We start from the raw sequence: 19248 nt of genomic DNA on the forward strand, positions 1-19248 counted from the left end.
CGGAAGACGACACCACTACACAGAGAATGACGAAGAGGAAATTCCCATGAAGGCGATCATTGTGACCAACCAGGCTGCCGGAACGGCCGGGATGAAGCTCGTGGAGCGGGAGCGGCCGGAGGCAGCAATAAACGACGTCGTGGTTGAGGTCCATGCGTCGGGCTTTACTTGGGATGAGCTGACCTGGCCTCCAACTTGGACTGATCGCCTCGATCGAAATCGAACACCTTCTGTACCTGGGCACGAGCTGGCTGGAGTAGTTACGGCGCTCGGCTACGGCACGACAGGGCTGTCGGTCGGGCAACGAGTGTTTGGTCTCACCGACTGGTATCGCGACGGCACCCTAGCTGAGTATGTAGCTGTCGAGGCCCGCAACCTCGCGCCGTTGCCAGGCGATGTCGATTTTGCGGTGGGCGCGAGCCTGCCAATGCCTGGCTTGACCGCATGGCAGGGACTGTTCCAGCACGGTCGCCTTAAGGCGGGGCAGAGCGTCCTCGCGCACGGTGCGGCTGGTGTAGTGGGTTCGATGGTAGTCCAGCTCGCACGGCAGGCCGGCGCCTACGTCATCGGCACTGGACGCGCCGCCGACCGGACGGCGGCGTTCGAGTTCGGCGCGCAAGAGTTCGTCGATCTTGGGGGCGACGCGTTGGAAGACGTTGGCCCAGTCGATCTGGTTTTCGATGTACTTGGCGGCGATATTGCGAAACGGTCCGCGGCACTAATTCGAGCCGGAGGAACGTTGGTAAGCATCGCCGGCTCGATCGAGACACGGCCGGCTGACGGTTTTGCGATCGATTTCGTCGTCGAATCTGATCGTTCCCAATTGGGTGAGATCGTCCAGCGGGTGCGGGACGGACGACTGCGCACGAACATCGGAGCCGTCTCGTCCGTGGACGAGGCCATCGCCGCTTTTAACTCGACCGGACGACGCAAGGGGAAGACCATCATCCGCGTTCGTTCGTAGCACCTCGTAATCGTCGATGCATGCCGGGCCAGCCAACCGGCAGCGTCCTGCGCCATCGAGAGGCATCCGTCGCTTTCAAGTTAAAGATCGGGCGGCACACCCTGTGAGGTCGACGTCGAAGGCGGTACTCCGCCGTTTTGTGGATGCTGCGCGATGTACCTTGTTAGTCCGCGCCAATAATCCAGAGGGCGTCACAACGCGCAGCGATGACGATCCGAACCCGACGAGCGAGATATAAGACTGAGTAACAGCGCCAGCGGGATCTAATTGGTCGAAAAAGACGCACATGGAAGGCTCGGTGATCGCGACAGGCGGCGTCTATTCGGATGACCTCTCGCAGCGTTGGTACCTACGGCATCCGTCAAACTCGCCTCCCTGTTTTGAAGGGCGTCGATCGTGCCGCGCGTCGCGCCCGCCTCTCACGAGTAATCACCTCCACTCTGCTGAGCAAGATTGCCGAGGTAGTCGCGCTTTCCGATTTTCGCTCCGAGCTTCCGGAGGATCGCGTGAGCAACTGAGATATGGAAAAAGAAGTCCGGTAGTACTAGGTGCCGGCTGTAGTCGTCGCCGCCGAACCATCCACGAACGATAGGCGGCGTAAGTTCGTATATGTGGGACTGCGCACCGGCAATCTCGTCTGGCTGCACAGTTTTCAGGAAGCTGCGAGTTTCGATTAGTCTACTGTTCAACGCCGGATACGACATCGCGATGTCGCGTGGACTCGGCGGAGCCTCTCGCATTAATTTTGCAATGTGTGCCTCGACCTTGTTGCAAATCACTGAGAACTGTTCTCCGAAGGTGATCATGTCTGGCGCCAGCCTCTCGCCAAGAATCGCCCCGGCCTCAAGCCTTTGAACCGTTCGAGCGCCTCAGCGTCGTCGAGATATTTATCCATTACGTTCAGTCCATGTACCATGACAGGAACTGTGATGTCATAGACAGAGAACGACATTTCGACCTCTTGACGCTCCTTTTAGTCTTCCAGCTCCTATTTCAATGTTGCCAGATAGCCGACGAGGTCGGCCCGATCGGCTGGGTTCGTCATCCCCGCGTAGGGCATCTTGTTTCCGGGAACCACTTTCTGCGGCGCTTCAAGATACGCATCGAGAATCTTGGTATCCCAAACAATATCGGACTTCTTCATCGCGTCACTGTAGTGGAATCCGGGGGCGGTGCCTGCCTTCCTGCCGATGAGTCCTCCCAGGCCGGGTCCGACACGGTTGGTCTGATCGGTAGTGTGGCACGTAGCGCAGGCTTGGAAGACGATTTTTCCGTGCTCAGCGTTCTGCGCGTAGCCCGGATCGGCAGCTGCTCCCGCAAACAGGAGCGTCGCGAAAAACGCTCCAACCTTTCCTGCGTTGTTCATTGCGAACATCCTTTTTTTACTTAGCTCAAAGTTGGCGCAGCCGCGCAACGAAAGTTGAATCATCGTCGAGTTAAAGCATGAGAAGTCCTAGCTGCCTTGATGCGGGGGAACGGCGAGCCGATAGTTGGTAATTTCATCGGGACTCCTTTGCGCGCGCGCCGCGCGAATTGGCGCGATGCCTGCAGTCGGTTTAGGTCGTTGGCATCCGGTGGCCGGGCCCTCGAGGCCTAAGATCGGATACAGTGGAGGAAATTGAAAATTCCTTTTGGATATGCATTCGATAGGTACGGGTATCGTCAGAGCGCTGTGCGCGTCTGCCTCTGGCGTTGTTCTGATCAGCGGCTGAAGAAGTGCTGTTGTCGAGGTGTCGGTCGTCATATCAAGACATGAAAAGGGCAGTTTGCGGTCTTACGGTTACTCGCATAGGGCAGACTAAAGCAGTCGAGAGTGACAGGACTACCTGCTTGCTCGACACTGTACATCCGAGGTTGGTTGGTCTCGAACCGCTGCAATTGGGCTGGTGTTCCTGTTGACGCGCGTTGGCGCGCGTTCGCGCGAATTTATGATAGTTCAGGCGCCCAGCCCGGAATTATTCATGTCGTGGCTGAATATATCTAATTCGGCTGCAACCACTACTCTGTGAGCCGCAACTGGCTATTTCCTCAGCGTGTTCAGTCGAACTCAACGAGACCGAACCAATCGAAATCCCAGATCAAGTCAGAGCGCGGAAGGACCGTGCGCTCGATTTTGAGGCTGGCTGCTCGCGTGAGATGGCGTTGTCCAGCCGTCCGGAGCTGAGTTCATATGAACCTGAGCAACAAAAGGTTTTTGGGCGTGGCAGGTGAGCCGTTCTGGCGTATATCGCGAAAAGACCTCGACAAGTTGATGACCACATTGGACATTACTTTTGTTAGGCTATCGCAATGCTTGCTTGCGTCAGGTGCCCACCTGGCCGTTGCCCGCGTGGACGCGTGCACCATCCACTACTGCCTTCGAGGCGTCGGTTTCATCCTGATGGACGGGGAGAGCCCTATCCGTCTCACGCCGCATACATTGGTAATCGTTCCGCCCGGACGCGCAATGAGGATCGTCGCCACGGAGCGCCCGACCGCACTGCGAAATGTCGGCAAGGGCAGCGTAGGCCTTTTCGTGCCCGGCTCCTCGTGCCGGCACACTGTCGGAGATGACCAACCGACACTCGTACTTGCGTGCGGCACTTTTCGAGCGACCTACGGCCCAGCGCTTGACTTGTTCGCATCCCTCGCAGCGCCGATTGTTGAGACATTCGACGTACATGACCAGCTCGACCAGGTGATCGCTTGCGCGTTAGCCGAGCTCGCGGCCCAGGATGTCGGTGTGGGGCCAATGTCGGCAGCGCTACTGAAGGTCGTATTGCTCGCCCTGCTTCGACGTTGCCTGGTCTCGACGAAAGCCTGGGTTGAGCGCTTCGCTATGTTAAGTGACCCGCCAATCGCACGAGCTTTCGCTGAGATGGCCTCGCGTCCCTCCCTTCCGCACACCGTTCAAAGTCTGTCGCACGCCGTCGGTCTGAGCCGCTCAGCTTTCATGGCGCGATTCTCCGCTGCCTTCGGAGAGGCACCCATGTCACTGTTGCGCCGCCTTAGGATGCGCCACGCTGCTGATCTGCTCGCGGCCAACGCGCTTTCGATCGACCAGGTCGCCCTAAACGTCGGCTACCAGAGTCGGAGCAGCTTTACGCGCAGCTTTCGTAGATACTACGGGAGCGACCCGTCAGAATACCGCTCCAATGCGCAGAGCGAGCAGTCATCAAGGGCTGCTCCAGCCGAAGATGCGATCGAGCAATCCGACGCCGCGTGAGGATCGTTCGTTCTGCAAGAGCGTTGGCACGGCCGCCGGCGATATAAGTTCCGCTGGTGGTGACATCCAAGCTCGATCTACTCAGTTTCCTCTTGGGTCCGGCGTGAGCGAACGGGGTCCTGGCGTCTGGCGACAACCCAGGAGGGTGCGGGGCCGTGTAGGAAGATACAAGACCTGAGCAGTGGTCTGACGGCCACAGCCGTAATGGGGATGCCAGTGCGTCCGGTGGCTTAGCTTTCCCGCGCGGTAAGTTCCGCGCGGGGGGCGTCGCGATTGCAAAAACACGCCGATGCTGTCGGACTGGGCTGGGTGCTCATTAAGCGGCCGGCCGCCGGATGTCCGCTTCCGACGTCGCTAAAGGCTACAAGTGGAAGCAACGAGCAGCCCGGAGGCAGCTCCCTCAAATTGATTGCATTGGTTCACGGTGCAGGCCGCGGCGGGCGCGACATCGTGCGACGCAGTCTGCCGGGACAAAAGGCTGGCATGCTCGAAGCGCCGGCGCATACACGTTCAAACTTACAATTTAGAATCGCTCTAGTTTAGAAGGAGTCTTTTTGCAGGTCGGGCGTTCATCGATTACAGGCGTCAAGCTCCATCAATGACGGAGAGGCAATCGATGCCAGCGGGAAATGCCTTTGGGTGGCGTTACGCCGTCGTCTCCGGTGTATTCGCATTTCTCTGCCTGGGCGGCCTCGCCCGCGCCGACGACTCGGATACTTGGCGAGATATCGAAACGAAATACATTTTCGGCTTCACGACCGGTTCAGGTATCGGCATCGAAGGCGAAAAGGAATTCACGACCGACACGATCGGCCGATTTGGCAAGCGCGATGGACGCTACACAGCGACCGAGACCAAGTATGAGTTCGAATTCACCCCGTCTCAATTTGTGCAAATCGAGTTTGGGGCGCTCGGATCAACCCACGACATCCGAAACGTAGCCGACCTCGACGATCGTCGCCAAGTGGCGTTCAGCGGCGGGTTTGGTGAATTCCGCTACCTCGCCCTCGAACGGACGTCGAACAATCCGCTGTCTGCGACGCTGGCTTTCGAGCCCACGGTGCGGCTCATCGATGAGACAAGCGGCGAGCGGGTTCACAACTATGAATTCGAGACGACACTCAATGCCGACCTCGAACTCGTTAGAAACCGACTGTTTGCCGGGTTCAACCTACTATACGAGCCCGAATATACCCACACATTGCTGGATGAGACCATTCGGGAAACTAAACTCGGCGCCTCCGCGGCGCTGTCGTTCCGCATCATGTCCAATGTCGTGATCGGAGGCGAAGTTTGGTATCTGCGCCATTATGACGACTTCGCGCTCTCGGCCTTTACCGGCGACACCGTGATGCTCGGCCCGACGCTCTATGTCCGGTTCACGCCGAAGATGTTCATGACAGCGGCCTGGAACACGCAGATATGGGGTCGCGAAGTTGGAGCCCCATTTTCACTCAATCTTGCTGAGTTCCAGCGCAACCGCGCCAAACTCAAATTCGCCGTCGAGTTCTGAGGAAAGCCTACAGATGCCCGTTTTGACCACGACCAGAAAACTCGCTCTCGCAGTGCTCTGCACGGCGATTTTGCCGCTGTCGACGGCGTCGGCCGAGCAAGCAACGGAAATTCAGATCAGCTACTCTAACGGGCAGTTTCAGCCGCACGAGGTACGTGCGCCGGCAGACAAGCCGGTTGTCTTCCGGATCAGGAATCTCGACGGGAAGGCGATGGAGTTCGAAAGCACCTCCCTCAGGGTGGAAAAGGTAGTGACCGCCAAGAGCCAGGGTGTGATCAACGTCCGCGCTCTCAAGGCCGGGCGTTATGAGTTCTATGATGACTTCAACGAAAAAGCGCGCGGCGCGCTCGTCGTCGAATAGGGCGTCTGTCTCGTGCTCGCCGCGCTCGTCATCGTCTTCCGCGAGGTCTTCGAGGCAGGCCTGATCGTCGGAATTGTGCTCGCGGTTACCCGCGGGGTCGCGCGCCGCAATCGCTGGGTTGCCGGCGGCTTGCTGGCGGGCGTGGCCGGGGCGTGTTTCGTCGCGGCATCTGCCGGTGGGCTATCGCAGCTGTTCGAAGGCATGGGACAGGAGCTGTTCAACGCCGCTATTCTCGGGGTCGCCGTTTTAATGCTGACTTGGCACAATGTCTGGATGGCGCGCCACGGGCGGGAGATTGCCGTCGAAATGCGCGCGGTTGGCCAAGCGGTGGCCGAAGGCAGCAAGCCTCTATTGGCTCTGGCGGTCGTGGTCGGCGTTGCCGTGCTGCGCGAAGGCAGCGAGGTCGCGCTGTTTCTCTACGGCGTCGTCGCCTCCGACGGCGGTTCGGCCCTGGCTTTGATCGTTGGCGGCTGCCTTGGCCTCTTGCTCGGCGCTGCAGTTTGCCTTTTGACATATTTGGGCCTGGTCCGGATTCCGCCGCGCCCGCTGTTTGCAACGACGACAGTTCTCATCACCCTCCTCGCGGCGGGTATGGCGGCACAGGCCGTTGCTTTTCTGGAGCGCGCCAACTGGCTAACCTCGCTCGACACAGTCGTCTGGAACTCAGGCTGGCTTTTGCCCGAGACCAGCATTCCCGGACGCGCCTTGCACACGCTGATCGGCTATACCGATCAGCCGACGCAGATGCAGCTCTTGGTCTATCTTACCGTCATCGTGACAACAAAATGGCTGATGTGGCTGACCGCGGAGGTGCGCGCCAAGCACGCCGTTGCTGCGGAATAGAGCGGGGCGATTGGATCAGTCTGTTAGCGAACAATCCCGGCTCACGATCCACCGCTTCCGCTCGCACCCTCCGAGCGAGTGACCGATTATCCCGCCGGCGACAAACCCAGCGCGAATTACCTCGCCTTCGTCTAACTCGCGGCAAATAGAGCTATGGCTCGGCGCTAACAAGGCAACGATCTTAGCGGTGCAATGCGCAAAGCAGCCGCATCGGAGAAGCTCGGGCGAGTAATTCTTTCGCCGGGCTGCTCGCGAGGTATCTCCCGCATCCGCATAAGAAAGTCTGCCGGTATCGTGACCTTCGACGAGTTGATGCCAACGGTTGTACGGCAAATCCGGTCGAGAATGCGGCGGCACTGAAAGCACTCACCGGCTCGGATCCGGGCTGCATCTCATAGGGCTTGCTTGGAACGGGTGAGGCCTCAAGCGATGGGATCGATGCGCTGGAATCGGTTCGTTGTCGACGTACGTGTCAGCGCAGGAGAGGTTGCCATCTCCGGGAGCCTTCCGGGCGGGACGTCTCTCTGGCGGACTTCGATCGACCAGTCTCGAAGCCGCGCGACCTTGATGAAAGCGTCCTGTGCCGGCGAGTAGCGGCGCCCCTGCACAGCCAGCAGCCGCACCTCCCGCGAAATCGGGTCCCCCTCGAGGGGAATGGTCTTTAGCGTCGGAAGGCGTGGCATGTGCTCGGGCGCGAGTATCACGCCGAAGCCAGCTGCGGCCATGTACTGAAGGTGCAAGTCGTGACCGCTGCAGTGGCCCAGATGGGGAGGTTCCTTGGGGAAATACGACCTTTGGATCTTCGGAGCGACGTCGCATCCTACGCGCTCCAGCAAGACGGTCTCGCGGAGGTCGTCAATCCCGATCGAGTGGCGATTTGCGAGTTGGTGTGTCTGCGCTAGAACCGCGACGTAGCGCTCTTCAAAGAGCAACCAGTCGTCGATGCGAGGGGGTATGTCCTGAACGTCCCCGACGATTGCGGCGTTGATCTCTCCCTCGAGCAGCAGGTCGATCAGCTTTTCCGCGGCGCCTTCGCGCAGCTCAACAGTAAGCCCTGGGACGATCTTTGCGATCTCAGCTATCAGGTCAAGGACGAGCGAAGCCGAGATGGAGGGGGCGAGGCCAATCTTGAGTGGTGCGATCTCCTTGCGTTGGAATTCCTTAGCTCTGCGACGCGCCGTCTCTGCCGAGGCCAGCGTGCGCGCCAGCATCGGAAGAACTTCCTTCCCGAGATCGGTGAGTTGTGTCAGCTGGCGCTCACGGTAAATCAACTGGCCCCCGAGTTCCTGCTCCAGCTTCTGAATCCCCTTAGTCAAAGCGGGCTGCGTAACATTGCATTGCTCGGCCGCGCGCGTGAAGTTGAGCGTGGATGCGACCGCGAGGAAATAGCGAACTTGATGAAGCTCCATGGATTCTCCGATGAGTTTCTCCTGTCTATGCACTTGACGACGTCACGGGCCGCCAAAATCACGGCATACAGATGCCATTTGCATGCACACGTTAGAACAGCCTGGTCTATTGGTTTGGACGCCCGGACACGCTTTCTGGAGCCCCTGAGATGAGCCGCGAGGTGGGCGGAGCTCCCTGGCCAGGAAATCGGCAAATGCCCGTGCGGCAGGCTTTGTGGTCTTTCCGCCGATAAAGAGGGCATTGACTTCCATCGAGCCAAAATCCCACTCAGGCAGGACCCGCACGAGCCGCCCGGTCGCGAGCTCTGCCCGCACACTGATTTCGCTCGACGCGGCGATCCCCAATCCAGCGATGGCGCTTGCTGTGGCTCCTTCGCTGATCGTGATCGCGAGCTGGCTTGCAACGCGCACTGAGGTGACACGGCCATCTTTGCGCAAGCAGACAGTCGACGATGAGTGCGCCGGACCCATGATCACCGAGTGGTGAGTAAGGTCTGAGGGCGTAATGGGCGCTCCGCGCTCTCGTAGGTAGTCCAGGGAGGCCACTAGCACCTTCGGAAGGTGCATGATTTTGCGAGCCATCGCGCTCGAGTCGGGCAGGGCTCCGAGCCGGAACGCCACGTCGATGCCCTCAGTCACGAGGTCTTGGTGCCGGTCGTTCGTCACTAGCTCGATCTTCGGCGCCGTGTGTTGCCTTAAAAAGCCGGAAAGTCGCGGGATGATTTCTCTGAGAACGAAACTTGACGACGTGCCGACGCGCAGTGTGCCCCGCAGTTCTCCCGTTCCGCGCGCCTCGCGATCTGCCTCGTCAAGCGCCGCCAAGATCGACCCGATGCGCACCAGGTATGTGGCACCGACCCCGGTCAGCGCCACCGCTCGCGTGGTGCGGCTGAACAGCGTGGCGCCGATCTCCTCCTCAAGCGCGGCGATCAGCCGGGATGCGGTCGGCTGCGACAGACCGAGCTCGCGACCAGCGCTGGAAAAGCTGCTGGTCCGCGCGGCGCGGGCAAACAATCGGAGTCTTGAGAGGCGATCGTTCATCGCTCGACGCGCTCTAGGCGGATTACACGGAGGTCGGTCCCAGCACAAACGGTGGATCGAATGGAGCGCAGCAGCCACCGATCCCGCAGCGCTGACGGCGACGGTCCCGAGCACCTCGCGCTCGTCGGAAGCGACAGGGCAGACAAGGGCCCGCCTTCCGGCGGCGGAAGCTGAACCAATACAAAGCGAAACGGTCCAAAAGAGATCTTCGTTAGCGGGAAGTACGACTTGTACGAATCCAAATGTCGGGCGCAATGATTTGCGCCGAGTTCTCGTTCGGCATGCGGCAAGCGTCTGATGAATGCGCTCATCATAACCTCGCGTGCTCGGTACATTGCGGTATCTCGAAAAGAGCGGCTATGACGTGCAACTTGGCTGCTTGAGACGAGGCGGTCGACTCCGCAGGAGGTATTGGGCAGCCGGCTTGGAGTTGGCTTTGCTGAACCATCGCTTAGATGCAAACCGGCGAAGCACGCCCTCCTGCAGCCGGGGGACACCCTAGAGAACGGATTGCCGGTGTAGGGAAATAGCCGGATCGAGTCCGCGCGGTAAGTGGCGTAACCTCGCGAACACGGCTTGAGTTGAGGGGCTCTACTGCTGCGGTCGGCTCACATTGAGGGTATCGGCCATCCGGCTGAGCTCCGGAAGCGAACGCGCCTTCATCTTCCGCATCAGATTGGTACGATGCACCTTCACCGTGGATTCGGCGATTCCGATCTCGTTGGCGATCTGCTTGTTAAGGCGACCGGCTACGACATATAGCATGATGTCACGCTCGCGGGAGCTGAGCGTGTCGAACCGCTCCCTGAGCGCAGCCAATGTCCTCTCACTCTCCCGACGAGCACGATCGCGAGTGAGGCCGGCCTCAACCGCGTCAAGCAGGTCTTGATCACGGAATGGCTTTGTAAGGAACTCTATTGCGCCGCCCTTCATCGCTTGGACGGTCATCGGCACGTCAGCGTGCGCTGTGATGAAGATGATCGGCACTTGCCTGTTCGCGGCGGCGAGGTCGCGCTGAAGCTCAAGACCGCTTCGCCCCGGCATTCTCACGTCAAGCACTAGGCAAGTCGGGCCGTCCGGCGGATCGGCTTTGAGAAAGTCGGGAACAGATGAAAATTGTAGGGCCGGTAAGCCGACCGTCCGCAACAGCCGCACGACAGAGTCGCGAAACTCGAGATCGTCATCAATAACCAAGACGCTGGGATTTGCCTCACCCATTCTCGGCTTCCTGTGCGGGGCCCGCAGTCTCTCTCTTGTTCTGGTATCATTCTAAGCTCAAGTAGGCGGCCTGAACAGGCATCTTTTGTCTAAACGGATAGCCAGAAACCTAAGCCATGGCTTAGGGGCGGGGTTATTGCATTGTCGGGGAATGTCTCCGACACTACAATTGCATGTGCCGCCAGTGTGGTTGGAGCGCGGAAAGTGCCTGGAACCGGCAATGTTGAACGAAACGCTGATAGCAGTCGTCGACGACGATCAGCTCTATCGTGAGTCGATGCAAAAGCTCGTGACTTCAATGGGCTACACTGTCGAGTCGTTTCCGTCAGCAGCGGATTTCCTGGCGTCAGGCGCTTTGCCGCTAACAGGCTGCTTGATCGCGGACGTTCACATGCCTGGAATGAGTGGAGTTCAGCTGCACAAACATTTGGTCGATAGCGGCTACGCGATCCCAACAATCCTTGTTACCGCCTACCCCGATGAGGTCATTAGGGACCGGGCTCTAAAGGACGGTGTTGCTTGCTACCTCGCTAAGCCGGTGGACGACCACCATCTTGAGCAATGCCTGCATTGGGCGCTGCAGCCGGGGACGTCGACTGGAGACAATTCATGAGCCGTTGTCCGCAGGCAGCGTGAACTGAAACACCGCGCCGCGAGGTTTGTTAGCTTCCGCCCACAACTTGCCCCCATGAGCATGGATAATCGAGCGGCAGATCGACAATCCCATTCCTGTTCCGGTGGACTTAGTAGTGAAAAAGGCGTCGAAAACTCGGTCAAGATGCTGCGTATCAATACCTGGGCCAACATCGCGTACGGCTACCACGGTGCCTATTTCATGTTTCTGAGTGCTGATGAACAGCTCTCTTGCTTCACCTTCGATAGAGCTCATTGCTTCAGTCGCGTTGATAATCAAATTCAGCAGGACTTGTTGCAGCTGAATACGATCCCCCCGAATCGGGAGAGATCCGTCAGCAAGATGCGTTTGAACTGAAACTTCATTCCTTTGAGTCACGCTTTGTGCCAATAGGAGCACTTCGTTGATCGCCGCGTTCAGGTCAAAGCGTTCTTTTCGTGGTGGTGCCTTTTTGATGTGATCACGCATGCGTCCGACGATGTCTCTGGCGCGGTCCGCATCCCGGACAACGCAACTTAGCGCTTCCCTGACTTCACCTAGATTTGGCGGATTCATTTCCAAAAAGCGCATTCCGGCACGAGCGTTGTTGCGAGCGGTTGCAATCGGATGCAGAATTTCGTGAGAGAGCGAGGCCGCCAATTCTCCCATCAGGCTCACGCGATTCATGTGGGCGAAATCCAACTCGAGCTGGCGCAGCTTTTCACGCTCGTCCTGCGCCCGCCTTCGTTCCGTCACGTCGACTGTTGTTGTAATAACCTCAGCCAGCGTGCCGCTCGGAGAAAACACGTGATAACTGGTTCCTTCAACCCATTTGATTGTATCATCAGGTAGAAGAAGCCTGAACTCGGAAATAAAATCTCTCTTCTGCAGCACAGCCTCCTGAACCGCTGCCCACACTCTGTCGCGGTCCCCTGGGTGAATGCGTTCCCACATACTTTGTCGACTTGGGAGCCCCTGTGTGGGATCAAACCCCCAGATCCTGTAGCTCTCGTCTGACCAATAGAGGTATCGCATCGTTGTCGCGTCATAGATCCAATTGCCGGTTCGGCTTAGTCTTTGTGCTTGGCTAAGCGCTTCCTCGACGCGCTTCCGCTCTGTCAGATCCAGAACGAACGCAAGGCGATCGCCTCCGTCCTTAAACAGCGCGGCGCCAACAAGCACTGGAATGCGGCTGCCGTCTTTCCGAACATACTCCTTCTCGAATGGCTGCGCGATGCCCGTCGAGTTTAGTTCAGCTTGGGTGAGTGCGTCCCGCTCGCCCCATTCAGGCGGAGTCAACTCGGTCCAGCGTACCCGACCTGAAACCAAGTCGTCACGGCTATATCTTATAAGACGTAGAAACGCGTCATTGGCCTCGAGAATCCGACCCTCGCGGTCGGCGATGAAGATGCCGATGATGTTTGCGTCGACCAAACGTCGAATCTTCTCTTCCCGATCCGCCAGGTCGTAATAGAGTCGCGAATTTTCGAGCGAGATCGCCGCCTGCGACGCGAGCACGGTCAACAAAGCGACTCGATCGGGCGTAAACGCACCGGGAGTCAGATTATTCTCCAGGTAGAGAATGCCAGCCAGCTTTCCCTGGTTAATCAGCGGCAAACAGAGAATGGAGCGGAGATGACTTTCAACGATGTAGGGATCAGCATAAAATAAATGGTGAGATGACGCATCGTCTAGAATAACGCTTTGCCGCGTTCGCAGAACATATTGGAGCACCGACTGCGGCAGCACTGTCGAAGCCACGTCCTCGTCGCACAGATGCACGGTCACAAAATTTCCGTCGGTCATAGCTTTGGCGGCGATCCGCTGCTCGGCCCCGCGCAAAAAAGTCAACAAGCCTCGTTCGGCGCCAGCCTGTTCAAGCGCCGTGTGCATAAGCATTTCGAGCAGTTTCTCCAGCACTATCTCGCCCGATATGGCTTGCGATACCTTGATCACTGTTGCGAGGTCGAGTTGCTCGACAGACGCGGCGATTGTGCTCGTCGGAGCCGGGGCGGGCTCTTCCATTCTAAGGCGCGGATACATCGCATCGAGTTGGCGCACCTTGCCATTCGCGCCCCAACGCAGGTAGCAATCCCTGGCGTTTCGCAGGTATAGGTGCGCGATTTGCTCAAAGCCGCAGGCGGTGTAAAAGCGCGCCGCCAACTCGTTTGCGAGCGCTTCGTTATGAACAAAGGCGTTTGTCAGCGCAGAACGGATCGCTTTTTCGTAAAGGTTCATGGCATCGAACTGACGGCCTTCAATCCGGGCAATCTCCGCACCAACCAACGCAGCGCGGTCCTCGAAGTTTTCCGGGCAGGCCGTCGCCCAGACCTCGAGCTGTCGGTGGTGCGCGGCCAGTGCGCTGACATGCTCTCGCCATTGGCTAGCCGCCGCGGACGCGCAGGATGCTGCCCTGGAGAGCGCGCTGTAAAAGTGATATTCCGCGCATTCGAAAAAAGACGCCGATGTCGGCTGCAGCTGTTGCGCGTGCAATGACGCCTCGAGGGCACTTGAATAGTCGCCAGCAAAGAAGCGTGCCTGCAGCTTGCGGGTCCAATACGAGCCCGCGGCCAATGCCAAGTCTCGGTTTCTGCAGAAGCGCGACTCCAGTAGCAGTTCGTCAAACTGTCCATCGTCGAAACAACCGAAGGTCGGCGTTAAGCCGCGAAGGGTCCGAATTAACCCAAGTTGGCCGGCGATGGAGTCGACCGCAAAGCCGAACTGTATGTTCCGAGCGAAAGCAAGTCCACGCTCGACGTCGACTTGCACCTTATCGAGAGGATCGCCCGACTTGAGAAGGTACGTGTTCAGGTGGGTGTAGTAGTACGCCGCAAAAGTGAGATCACCAATTTGGTTTGCGGTCTCAAACGCACGCTTGAGCACATTACGACCTTCCTGGACATGTTTCGTCCAGAACATGAGTAAATATCCAAAATTCAAATAGGTCCTGGCTTGAAAGCGCTTTAGCCCGCGCTGTTCGACCAGTTCATAACCGAGACGGCCGAATCGAAGTCCCGTCTCGTAATCGCCAAATTCCGGTCCGGCAAGCCTGCCAAGCACTGCATAGGCATAGCACGAGCCGTCACAATTGCCGCCCTCGAGGCTGAGATTGACCGCTCGACAGATCACCATCGAACGTAGTTTCGCATCCGTATAGTGTGCAGGCGGCCCCAGCTTCGTCAGGACATCGAGGGTCGCGAGTGATGTAGCATTGCTCATCAATGGTAGATCAATGAGGGTTTCTATCGTGCGTGAGCCAAGTTGGGACCAGATCCGCTCGTACTCCTGCCGGGCCTCGTTCTCCGTCGGGTGCGGCGACCAGTCGATGCCTAGGTGGCGGAGATAGTCGAGACCAACTGTGATCGCGCGGCTGCCTTGATCCAGGGTCGTGTAAAGATCCACCTGCAGGCAAGTGACGCGCGCTCGTTCGAGCGTCGTTTCGGCACGGGCCGACAGCACCGCCAATCGCCGCTCGGCTTCCACTAGTGCGCCAGTGAGGAACTCACATTCGGCCCGATGCAGTTCCAGCTCAAAGATTAGGTCGCGCTTGTGCTCCCAAGCGTCGCCCGGCAGCAGTGCAGCTCCGGAGAGCAGATAATTGAGCGCCGAGGCGTACGCAGTAGAGGCTTTGGCGCGCTCGCCCGCGAGCAGATTGAGTGCGGCAAGCCGCTCGCGCTCCTGCATCGAGGTCATTAAGCTTGACCCGCGATTGAGCTGATTGACGATATCAAAGATTGCTTCCGGCGTTTCGGAGGGCGTGTTTGCCGCAAGCAGTCTTCCGATTCGAAGGTGCTCCTCGCCGCGCAGTCCCTTGGGGATCAGCTCATAAGCAGCCTCCTGGACGCGATCGTGGACAAACCTGTAAGTGCCTGCCACAAGCTCGACCAGTTCCTGATGGCGGGCCGGCCACAGACACGCATCGATCCGCTCCTCCGACATCCCGAGGACTATCGAAAGTGCTTGGCTTTTGGCAGTGCTTCCAAGACAAGCGAGCTGCTTCAACGAATTCTGCGTATCAGTCGGCAGGCGCGTGAGCTTCCCAACCATAAGATCGACGACGTTATCGGTGTAGCCCTTGGCGTAAATGCGGTGGATATCCCAGGACCAGCGCGCGCCTTCGTGGTCGAATGTGAGTAACCCTTCCTCGACGAGCGAAATCAGGAATTGGACGGCGAAGAACGGATTGCCACCCGTCTTCAAGTGCACCAGCTTCGCAATCGGCGCAGCGCGCTCCAATTCGCAGCGAAGAGCGTCCGCAACCAACTCCTCGACATCCTCTAGGCTGAGCGGCGCCAGCTTGATCTCCACGACTTTTCCGCCGGCCACCTTGATGTCGTGGAGCTTTCTCGTTAGCGGATGGGTCGCGGCAACTTCGTTATCGCGATAGGCACCAATCAGCATGAGGTGCCGCAAGTCCGAACGCGTCAGCAGGTCCTCAAGAAGATCCAGGGTTGCCGCATCGAGCCACTGCAGGTCGTCGAGGAAGAGCGTCAGTAAATGATCGGGCCGCGCAAATGCGCCAATGAAGCGTCGAAACACGAGCTGAAAACGACTTTGTGACTGTTTTGGCGGCAGCTCAGGAACCGGCGGTTGGTCTCCTATGACTAATTTGAGCTCGGGTATGAGGTCGATCATGAGCCGCCCGTTCGAACCCAGCGCCTCTAGAAGGTCCTGGCGCCAGCTCGCCAACTCGGTGTCGCTTTTGCTGAGGAGAGGCCGGACGAGACCTTGAAAAGCCTGCACCAGTGTCGCGTAGGGGACGTCTCGCTTGTACTGCTCGAATTTGCCAGATGCGAAAAGGCCGCGCGGCGGCACCAGCACCTTGTGGAGTTCATCAACGACTGAGGATTTGCCTATGCCCGAGTATCCTGAGACCAGCACCAACTCCGGCATGCCTGTCTTTGTGATCCGATTGAAGAAGGAAAGTAACGCCGCGATCTCACGATCTCGTCCATACAGCTTCTCGGGTATCAGCAGCTGGTTCGGCGTGTCCTGCAGGCCGAGCGGGAATTCATCGCAGCGGTGGTGCGCTTCCCATTCCGCCAAACAGCGTCGCAGATCTCGTTCGGCTCCGCCGGCGGTCTGGTAACGATCCTCGGGCGTCTTGGCGAGAAGCTTCATGATGATCGCCGAGACAGGAATCGGGACACTCTTTAACCGCTCCCTCGGTGGAACCGGCTTTCTGGCGATATGGCAGTGGACCCACTCCATGGGATCGGTGGCTGTTAAGGGCAGAACCCCGGTGAGCATCTGGTAAAGCGTGACGCCGAGGGCGTAGAGATCGCTGCGAGAGTCGATCGATCGATTCATCCGTCCGGTCTGCTCCGGCGCCATGTAGGCGAGCGTACCCGCGATCGTCTCGGGAGGAGAAGGCGACTGACGTTCCCGCGCAAACCGCGAGGCGATGCCGAACCCGGTTAGCCGCACCTCCCGGGTAGCTTCGTTGAGCAGGAGGTTGGCCGGCTTGATGTCTTTGTGAACGAGCCCGCGCTGATGAAGCTTGCCCAGAGCAGAGATAACAGCGATTGCCAAGCGTAAGAACCGTTCTACCTCTAAGGGCTTAACCATCAAATGGCCGAGCGGCTCGCCACCTACATCATCGAGCACCAGCACAGTCCGGCCGGCGCCGCGCATGAGGGCGAGCGGCTGCGCCGCCCATGCCCCCTCGAGTTCATCTTTCAACTCGTATTCGTGCGCCAGGCGATCGAGTGTTGACGGGGACGGGTGGTCGGCGGCAGAGGTAACAAGCAGGACGGCGGTCCGGTTGCCATTCTCGTCTAGTCGCCAGCCCCGGCTGAACACGCGCTCGCCGTCCTCCCACAACACCTGAGAGCTACCGTCCAAGCGGATGACGTTCACTGCCTCACCATCTTCAGACCCCAGCGGGGGCATCGGCTTGAGTACACTGATCAAGCTGTTCGCGCTCCACATGCGGGGCGTCTCTAGGCATAGAGAAATCGTACTCCGTCGCCCGTGAAATGCCATCCGCCGTTGGTCTTGCCAAGTAAAGGGAACGCCGGTCCTTCTTCATTTTAGCAACAAAGAGGGATTTGTCCGGCCTTTCACGCCACTGCGGCGTCCGCATAGCGCAGAGTCAGGCGCCAAAAACGTCGCGGGGAAGGAGGCTATTTGGAACCGAGAGTTCCATAAAGCCAATGTTGCTGGAACGCGGGCCGCACTCTCGCGGCTAGGAAGACAACCGCTCCGGCGGAATGGCAACTGCAAGGCGATATGCGACGGGACCGTCAACCGCACTGAACGAGGATCTGCAACTAACCGTCTCCCGCGCCTCCTGTAGGGGTGAGGACTGGCGCTGATACGCGGCTCCAATGAGATACGTCTTCCAGCAGCCCCGACCAAGAGCCGGCCGGCCGCTATTGTTGTGCTCGCCGACAGTCCGGGGTGCTCCCGGAGTGAGAAGAATGCGAGCCGGATTGCGGAGCAAATTCGCGAGACGGGTGCAATCGTAAGGTCGGAGCGGACGAACGCTAGTTTTTTTCGAGCGCCCTAAGCTTTTGGATCATCGTCCTGCTCCCTTTTGGGTGTCCCAACTCAACCCGTGCTCAATTGAGACGCTCGGGGCAATCCCATTAGTTTTGGCGCACTAGAAATTCACTCCGATCAAAGGAGACTTGAATGCCTCATCGTCTGCCAGAAACTAATTCTCTCACGAGACCTGCCATTCTGGAGTCTGATCATGCGAAGAACGATAATTCTCGTCGCCTCTGCTCTAATCAGTGCGTTTGCTAATTCGGGGCTTGCGGCGGGGTCCACCTTAGACAGGGATATCAACGCTGCTCCTACGGTCACGGCTGTCCACAGCAAAGCCGCTAATACGACCGAGACAGAGAAAACGTGCCGCGTTGGCGTGACCTCATTCTATGAGTCCATAATGCTGCGGCAAGCCGTTGCTGATGGTGCCGACGGCGCGCGGGTGTTAGCTACGCTCGATTCCGTGAAGAATATTTTCAAGAGTCTTGGAGTGCCGAAATGCGGCGGCTGAACCTGCCTGTTATCTGACCCACGACAATCCGCGAGGGGCCGCAGATGATCATTTTCCCGCTTGCCACCGCGTCGATGTGGTTTGAGGCCGCCATGGCAATTCAGTCACTCGCCGAGACTACACTCCGCAAACTGATCGCGGGTCCCACGGTCTTCATCTGCGACGAGTGCGTCGAGCTCTGCATGGACATCATCCGCGAGGAGAACAAGTCCTCGCTGGTCAAGTCGCGCGACGGCATTCCGACGCCGAAGGAAATCTGCAAGGTCCTGGACGATTACGTCATTGGCCAGAGCCATGCGAAGAAGGTCCTGTCGGTCGCGGTGCACAACCACTGCAAGCGCCTCAACCACCAGACCAAGCACAACGACGTCGAACTCGCGAAGTCGAACATCCTGCTGATCGGTCCGACCGGCTCGGGCAAGACGCTGCAGATCATGGAAGGCACGGTGGCTTCGGTCCCGCCGCAGGGCGGCCGCAAGCATCCCCAGCAGGAGTTCCTGCAGGTGGATACCACCAACATCCTGTTCATCTGCGGCGGCGCGTTCGCCGGCCTCGAGAAGATCATCTCGGCGCGCGGGCGGTCCACCTCGATCGGTTTCGCGGCCCAGGTGATGGCGCCGGAAGACCGCCGCACCGGCGAAATCTTCCGTCACGTCGAGCCTGAGGACCTGCTGAAGTACGGCCTCATCCCGGAATTCGTCGGCCGTCTGCCCGTCGTGGCGACGCTGGAGGATCTGGACGAGACCTCGCTGAAGAAGATCCTGACCGAGCCGAAGAACGCGCTGGTGAAACAGTACCAGCGGCTGTTCGAGATGGAGAACATCGAGCTGACCTTCGCCGACGAGGCGCTTGGCGCGGTCGCCCGCAAGGCGATCGAGCGCAAGACCGGCGCGCGTGGCCTGCGTTCGATCCTCGAAGCGATCCTGCTCGAGACCATGTTCGACCTGCCGAGTCTGGAAGGTGTGGAAGAAGTCGTGATTTCCCGCGAAGTTGTGGAGGGCACGGCGCGCCCGCTCTACGTCTACGCGGATCGTTCCGACCGCGCGGTGAAACGCAGTGCCATGGCGTACTAACTCGA

12 protein-coding genes and 1 pseudogene are annotated in these 19248 nt (G+C 58.8%); 7 read left to right on the plus strand and 6 right to left on the minus strand.

The window, feature by feature from the left end; translation table 11 throughout:
* Positions 1-46: 46 nt before the first annotated feature.
* Positions 47-964 carry an NADP-dependent oxidoreductase gene (locus FOM02_RS19795; RefSeq protein ID WP_265442044.1) on the plus strand — a complete coding sequence of 306 codons (918 nt, stop codon included), beginning with the start codon at positions 47-49 and terminating at the stop codon, positions 962-964.
* A gap of 419 nt (positions 965-1383) precedes the next feature.
* On the opposite strand, the pseudogene FOM02_RS19800 reads toward FOM02_RS19795, so the two are convergent.
* Positions 1384-1800 (minus strand): annotated as a pseudogene (locus FOM02_RS19800) (DUF1993 family protein); the annotation flags it as partial.
* 152 nt (positions 1801-1952) lie between these two features.
* Positions 1953-2330, minus strand: coding sequence for a c-type cytochrome (locus FOM02_RS19805; RefSeq protein ID WP_265442045.1), 378 nt, complete (start codon positions 2328-2330; stop codon positions 1953-1955).
* Between the two features lie 804 nt (positions 2331-3134).
* Here FOM02_RS19805 and FOM02_RS19810 point away from each other — a divergent pair.
* The 4 genes from FOM02_RS19810 (at position 3135) to FOM02_RS19825 (ending at position 6886) form a co-directional block, all read left to right on the plus strand.
* Positions 3135-4169, plus strand: coding sequence for an AraC family transcriptional regulator (locus FOM02_RS19810; RefSeq protein WP_265442046.1), 1035 nt, complete (start codon positions 3135-3137; stop codon positions 4167-4169).
* A gap of 616 nt (positions 4170-4785) precedes the next feature.
* Positions 4786-5682, plus strand: a complete 897-nt coding sequence (locus FOM02_RS19815; RefSeq protein WP_265442047.1) for a hypothetical protein — start codon at positions 4786-4788, stop codon at positions 5680-5682.
* Positions 5683-5695: 13 nt separating this feature from the next.
* Positions 5696-6043: a cupredoxin domain-containing protein gene (locus FOM02_RS19820; RefSeq protein WP_265442048.1), complete on the plus strand. Its 348-nt coding sequence runs from the start codon at positions 5696-5698 to the stop codon at positions 6041-6043.
* A gap of 12 nt (positions 6044-6055) precedes the next feature.
* Positions 6056-6886, plus strand: coding sequence for an FTR1 family iron permease (locus tag FOM02_RS19825; RefSeq protein ID WP_265442049.1), 831 nt, complete (start codon positions 6056-6058; stop codon positions 6884-6886).
* Positions 6887-7308: 422 nt separating this feature from the next.
* Here the strand turns inward: FOM02_RS19825 and FOM02_RS19830 are convergent, their stop codons facing one another.
* From FOM02_RS19830 to FOM02_RS19840, 3 genes are all read right to left on the minus strand, one after another.
* Positions 7309-8295, minus strand: a complete 987-nt coding sequence (locus FOM02_RS19830) for a LysR family transcriptional regulator (protein ID WP_265442050.1) — start codon at positions 8293-8295, stop codon at positions 7309-7311.
* A gap of 42 nt (positions 8296-8337) precedes the next feature.
* Positions 8338-9336, minus strand: a complete 999-nt coding sequence (locus FOM02_RS19835; RefSeq protein WP_265442051.1) for a LysR family transcriptional regulator — start codon at positions 9334-9336, stop codon at positions 8338-8340.
* Between the two features lie 591 nt (positions 9337-9927).
* Positions 9928-10554 carry a response regulator transcription factor gene (locus tag FOM02_RS19840; protein ID WP_265442052.1) on the minus strand — a complete coding sequence of 209 codons (627 nt, stop codon included), beginning with the start codon at positions 10552-10554 and terminating at the stop codon, positions 9928-9930.
* A gap of 220 nt (positions 10555-10774) precedes the next feature.
* Between FOM02_RS19840 and FOM02_RS19845 the strand changes: the two genes are divergently transcribed.
* On the plus strand, positions 10775-11167 hold the full coding sequence (locus FOM02_RS19845) for a response regulator transcription factor (RefSeq protein WP_265442053.1): 393 nt from the start codon (positions 10775-10777) through the stop codon (positions 11165-11167).
* Here FOM02_RS19845 and FOM02_RS19850 read toward each other — a convergent pair.
* Positions 11162-17059, minus strand: coding sequence for an AAA family ATPase (locus FOM02_RS19850; RefSeq protein ID WP_265442194.1), 5898 nt, complete (start codon positions 17057-17059; stop codon positions 11162-11164). The genes FOM02_RS19845 and FOM02_RS19850 overlap by 6 nt on opposite strands.
* 1203 nt (positions 17060-18262) lie before the next feature.
* On the opposite strand from FOM02_RS19850, the gene FOM02_RS19855 reads away from it, so the two are divergent.
* Positions 18263-19243: an ATP-dependent Clp protease ATP-binding subunit ClpX gene (locus tag FOM02_RS19855; protein ID WP_265442054.1), complete on the plus strand. Its 981-nt coding sequence runs from the start codon at positions 18263-18265 to the stop codon at positions 19241-19243.
* The last annotated feature ends 5 nt before the right edge of the window (positions 19244-19248 follow it).

The sequence above is a fragment of the Bradyrhizobium sp. SEMIA genome, assembly GCF_014844175.1.
In the GTDB taxonomy this organism is placed as follows: domain Bacteria; phylum Pseudomonadota; class Alphaproteobacteria; order Rhizobiales; family Xanthobacteraceae; genus Bradyrhizobium; species Bradyrhizobium arachidis.

Excerpts from the sequence above, each read along its gene's own strand:
- FOM02_RS19840 (WP_265442052.1), bottom strand. The coding sequence starts at position 10,554 with ATGGGTGAGGCAAATCCCAGCGTCTTGGTTATTGATGACGATCTCGAG.
- FOM02_RS19815 (WP_265442047.1), top strand. The coding sequence starts at position 4,786 with ATGCCAGCGGGAAATGCCTTTGGGTGGCGTTACGCCGTCGTCTCCGGT.
- FOM02_RS19810 (WP_265442046.1), top strand. The coding sequence starts at position 3,135 with ATGAACCTGAGCAACAAAAGGTTTTTGGGCGTGGCAGGTGAGCCGTTC.
- FOM02_RS19795 (WP_265442044.1), top strand. The coding sequence starts at position 47 with ATGAAGGCGATCATTGTGACCAACCAGGCTGCCGGAACGGCCGGGATG.
- FOM02_RS19830 (WP_265442050.1), bottom strand. The coding sequence starts at position 8,295 with ATGGAGCTTCATCAAGTTCGCTATTTCCTCGCGGTCGCATCCACGCTC.
- FOM02_RS19805 (WP_265442045.1), bottom strand. The coding sequence starts at position 2,330 with ATGAACAACGCAGGAAAGGTTGGAGCGTTTTTCGCGACGCTCCTGTTT.
- FOM02_RS19845 (WP_265442053.1), top strand. The coding sequence starts at position 10,775 with ATGTTGAACGAAACGCTGATAGCAGTCGTCGACGACGATCAGCTCTAT.
- FOM02_RS19835 (WP_265442051.1), bottom strand. The coding sequence starts at position 9,336 with ATGAACGATCGCCTCTCAAGACTCCGATTGTTTGCCCGCGCCGCGCGG.
- FOM02_RS19855 (WP_265442054.1), top strand. The coding sequence starts at position 18,263 with ATGGCAATTCAGTCACTCGCCGAGACTACACTCCGCAAACTGATCGCG.
- FOM02_RS19850 (WP_265442194.1), bottom strand. The coding sequence starts at position 17,059 with ATGCCCCCGCTGGGGTCTGAAGATGGTGAGGCAGTGAACGTCATCCGC.
- FOM02_RS19820 (WP_265442048.1), top strand. The coding sequence starts at position 5,696 with ATGCCCGTTTTGACCACGACCAGAAAACTCGCTCTCGCAGTGCTCTGC.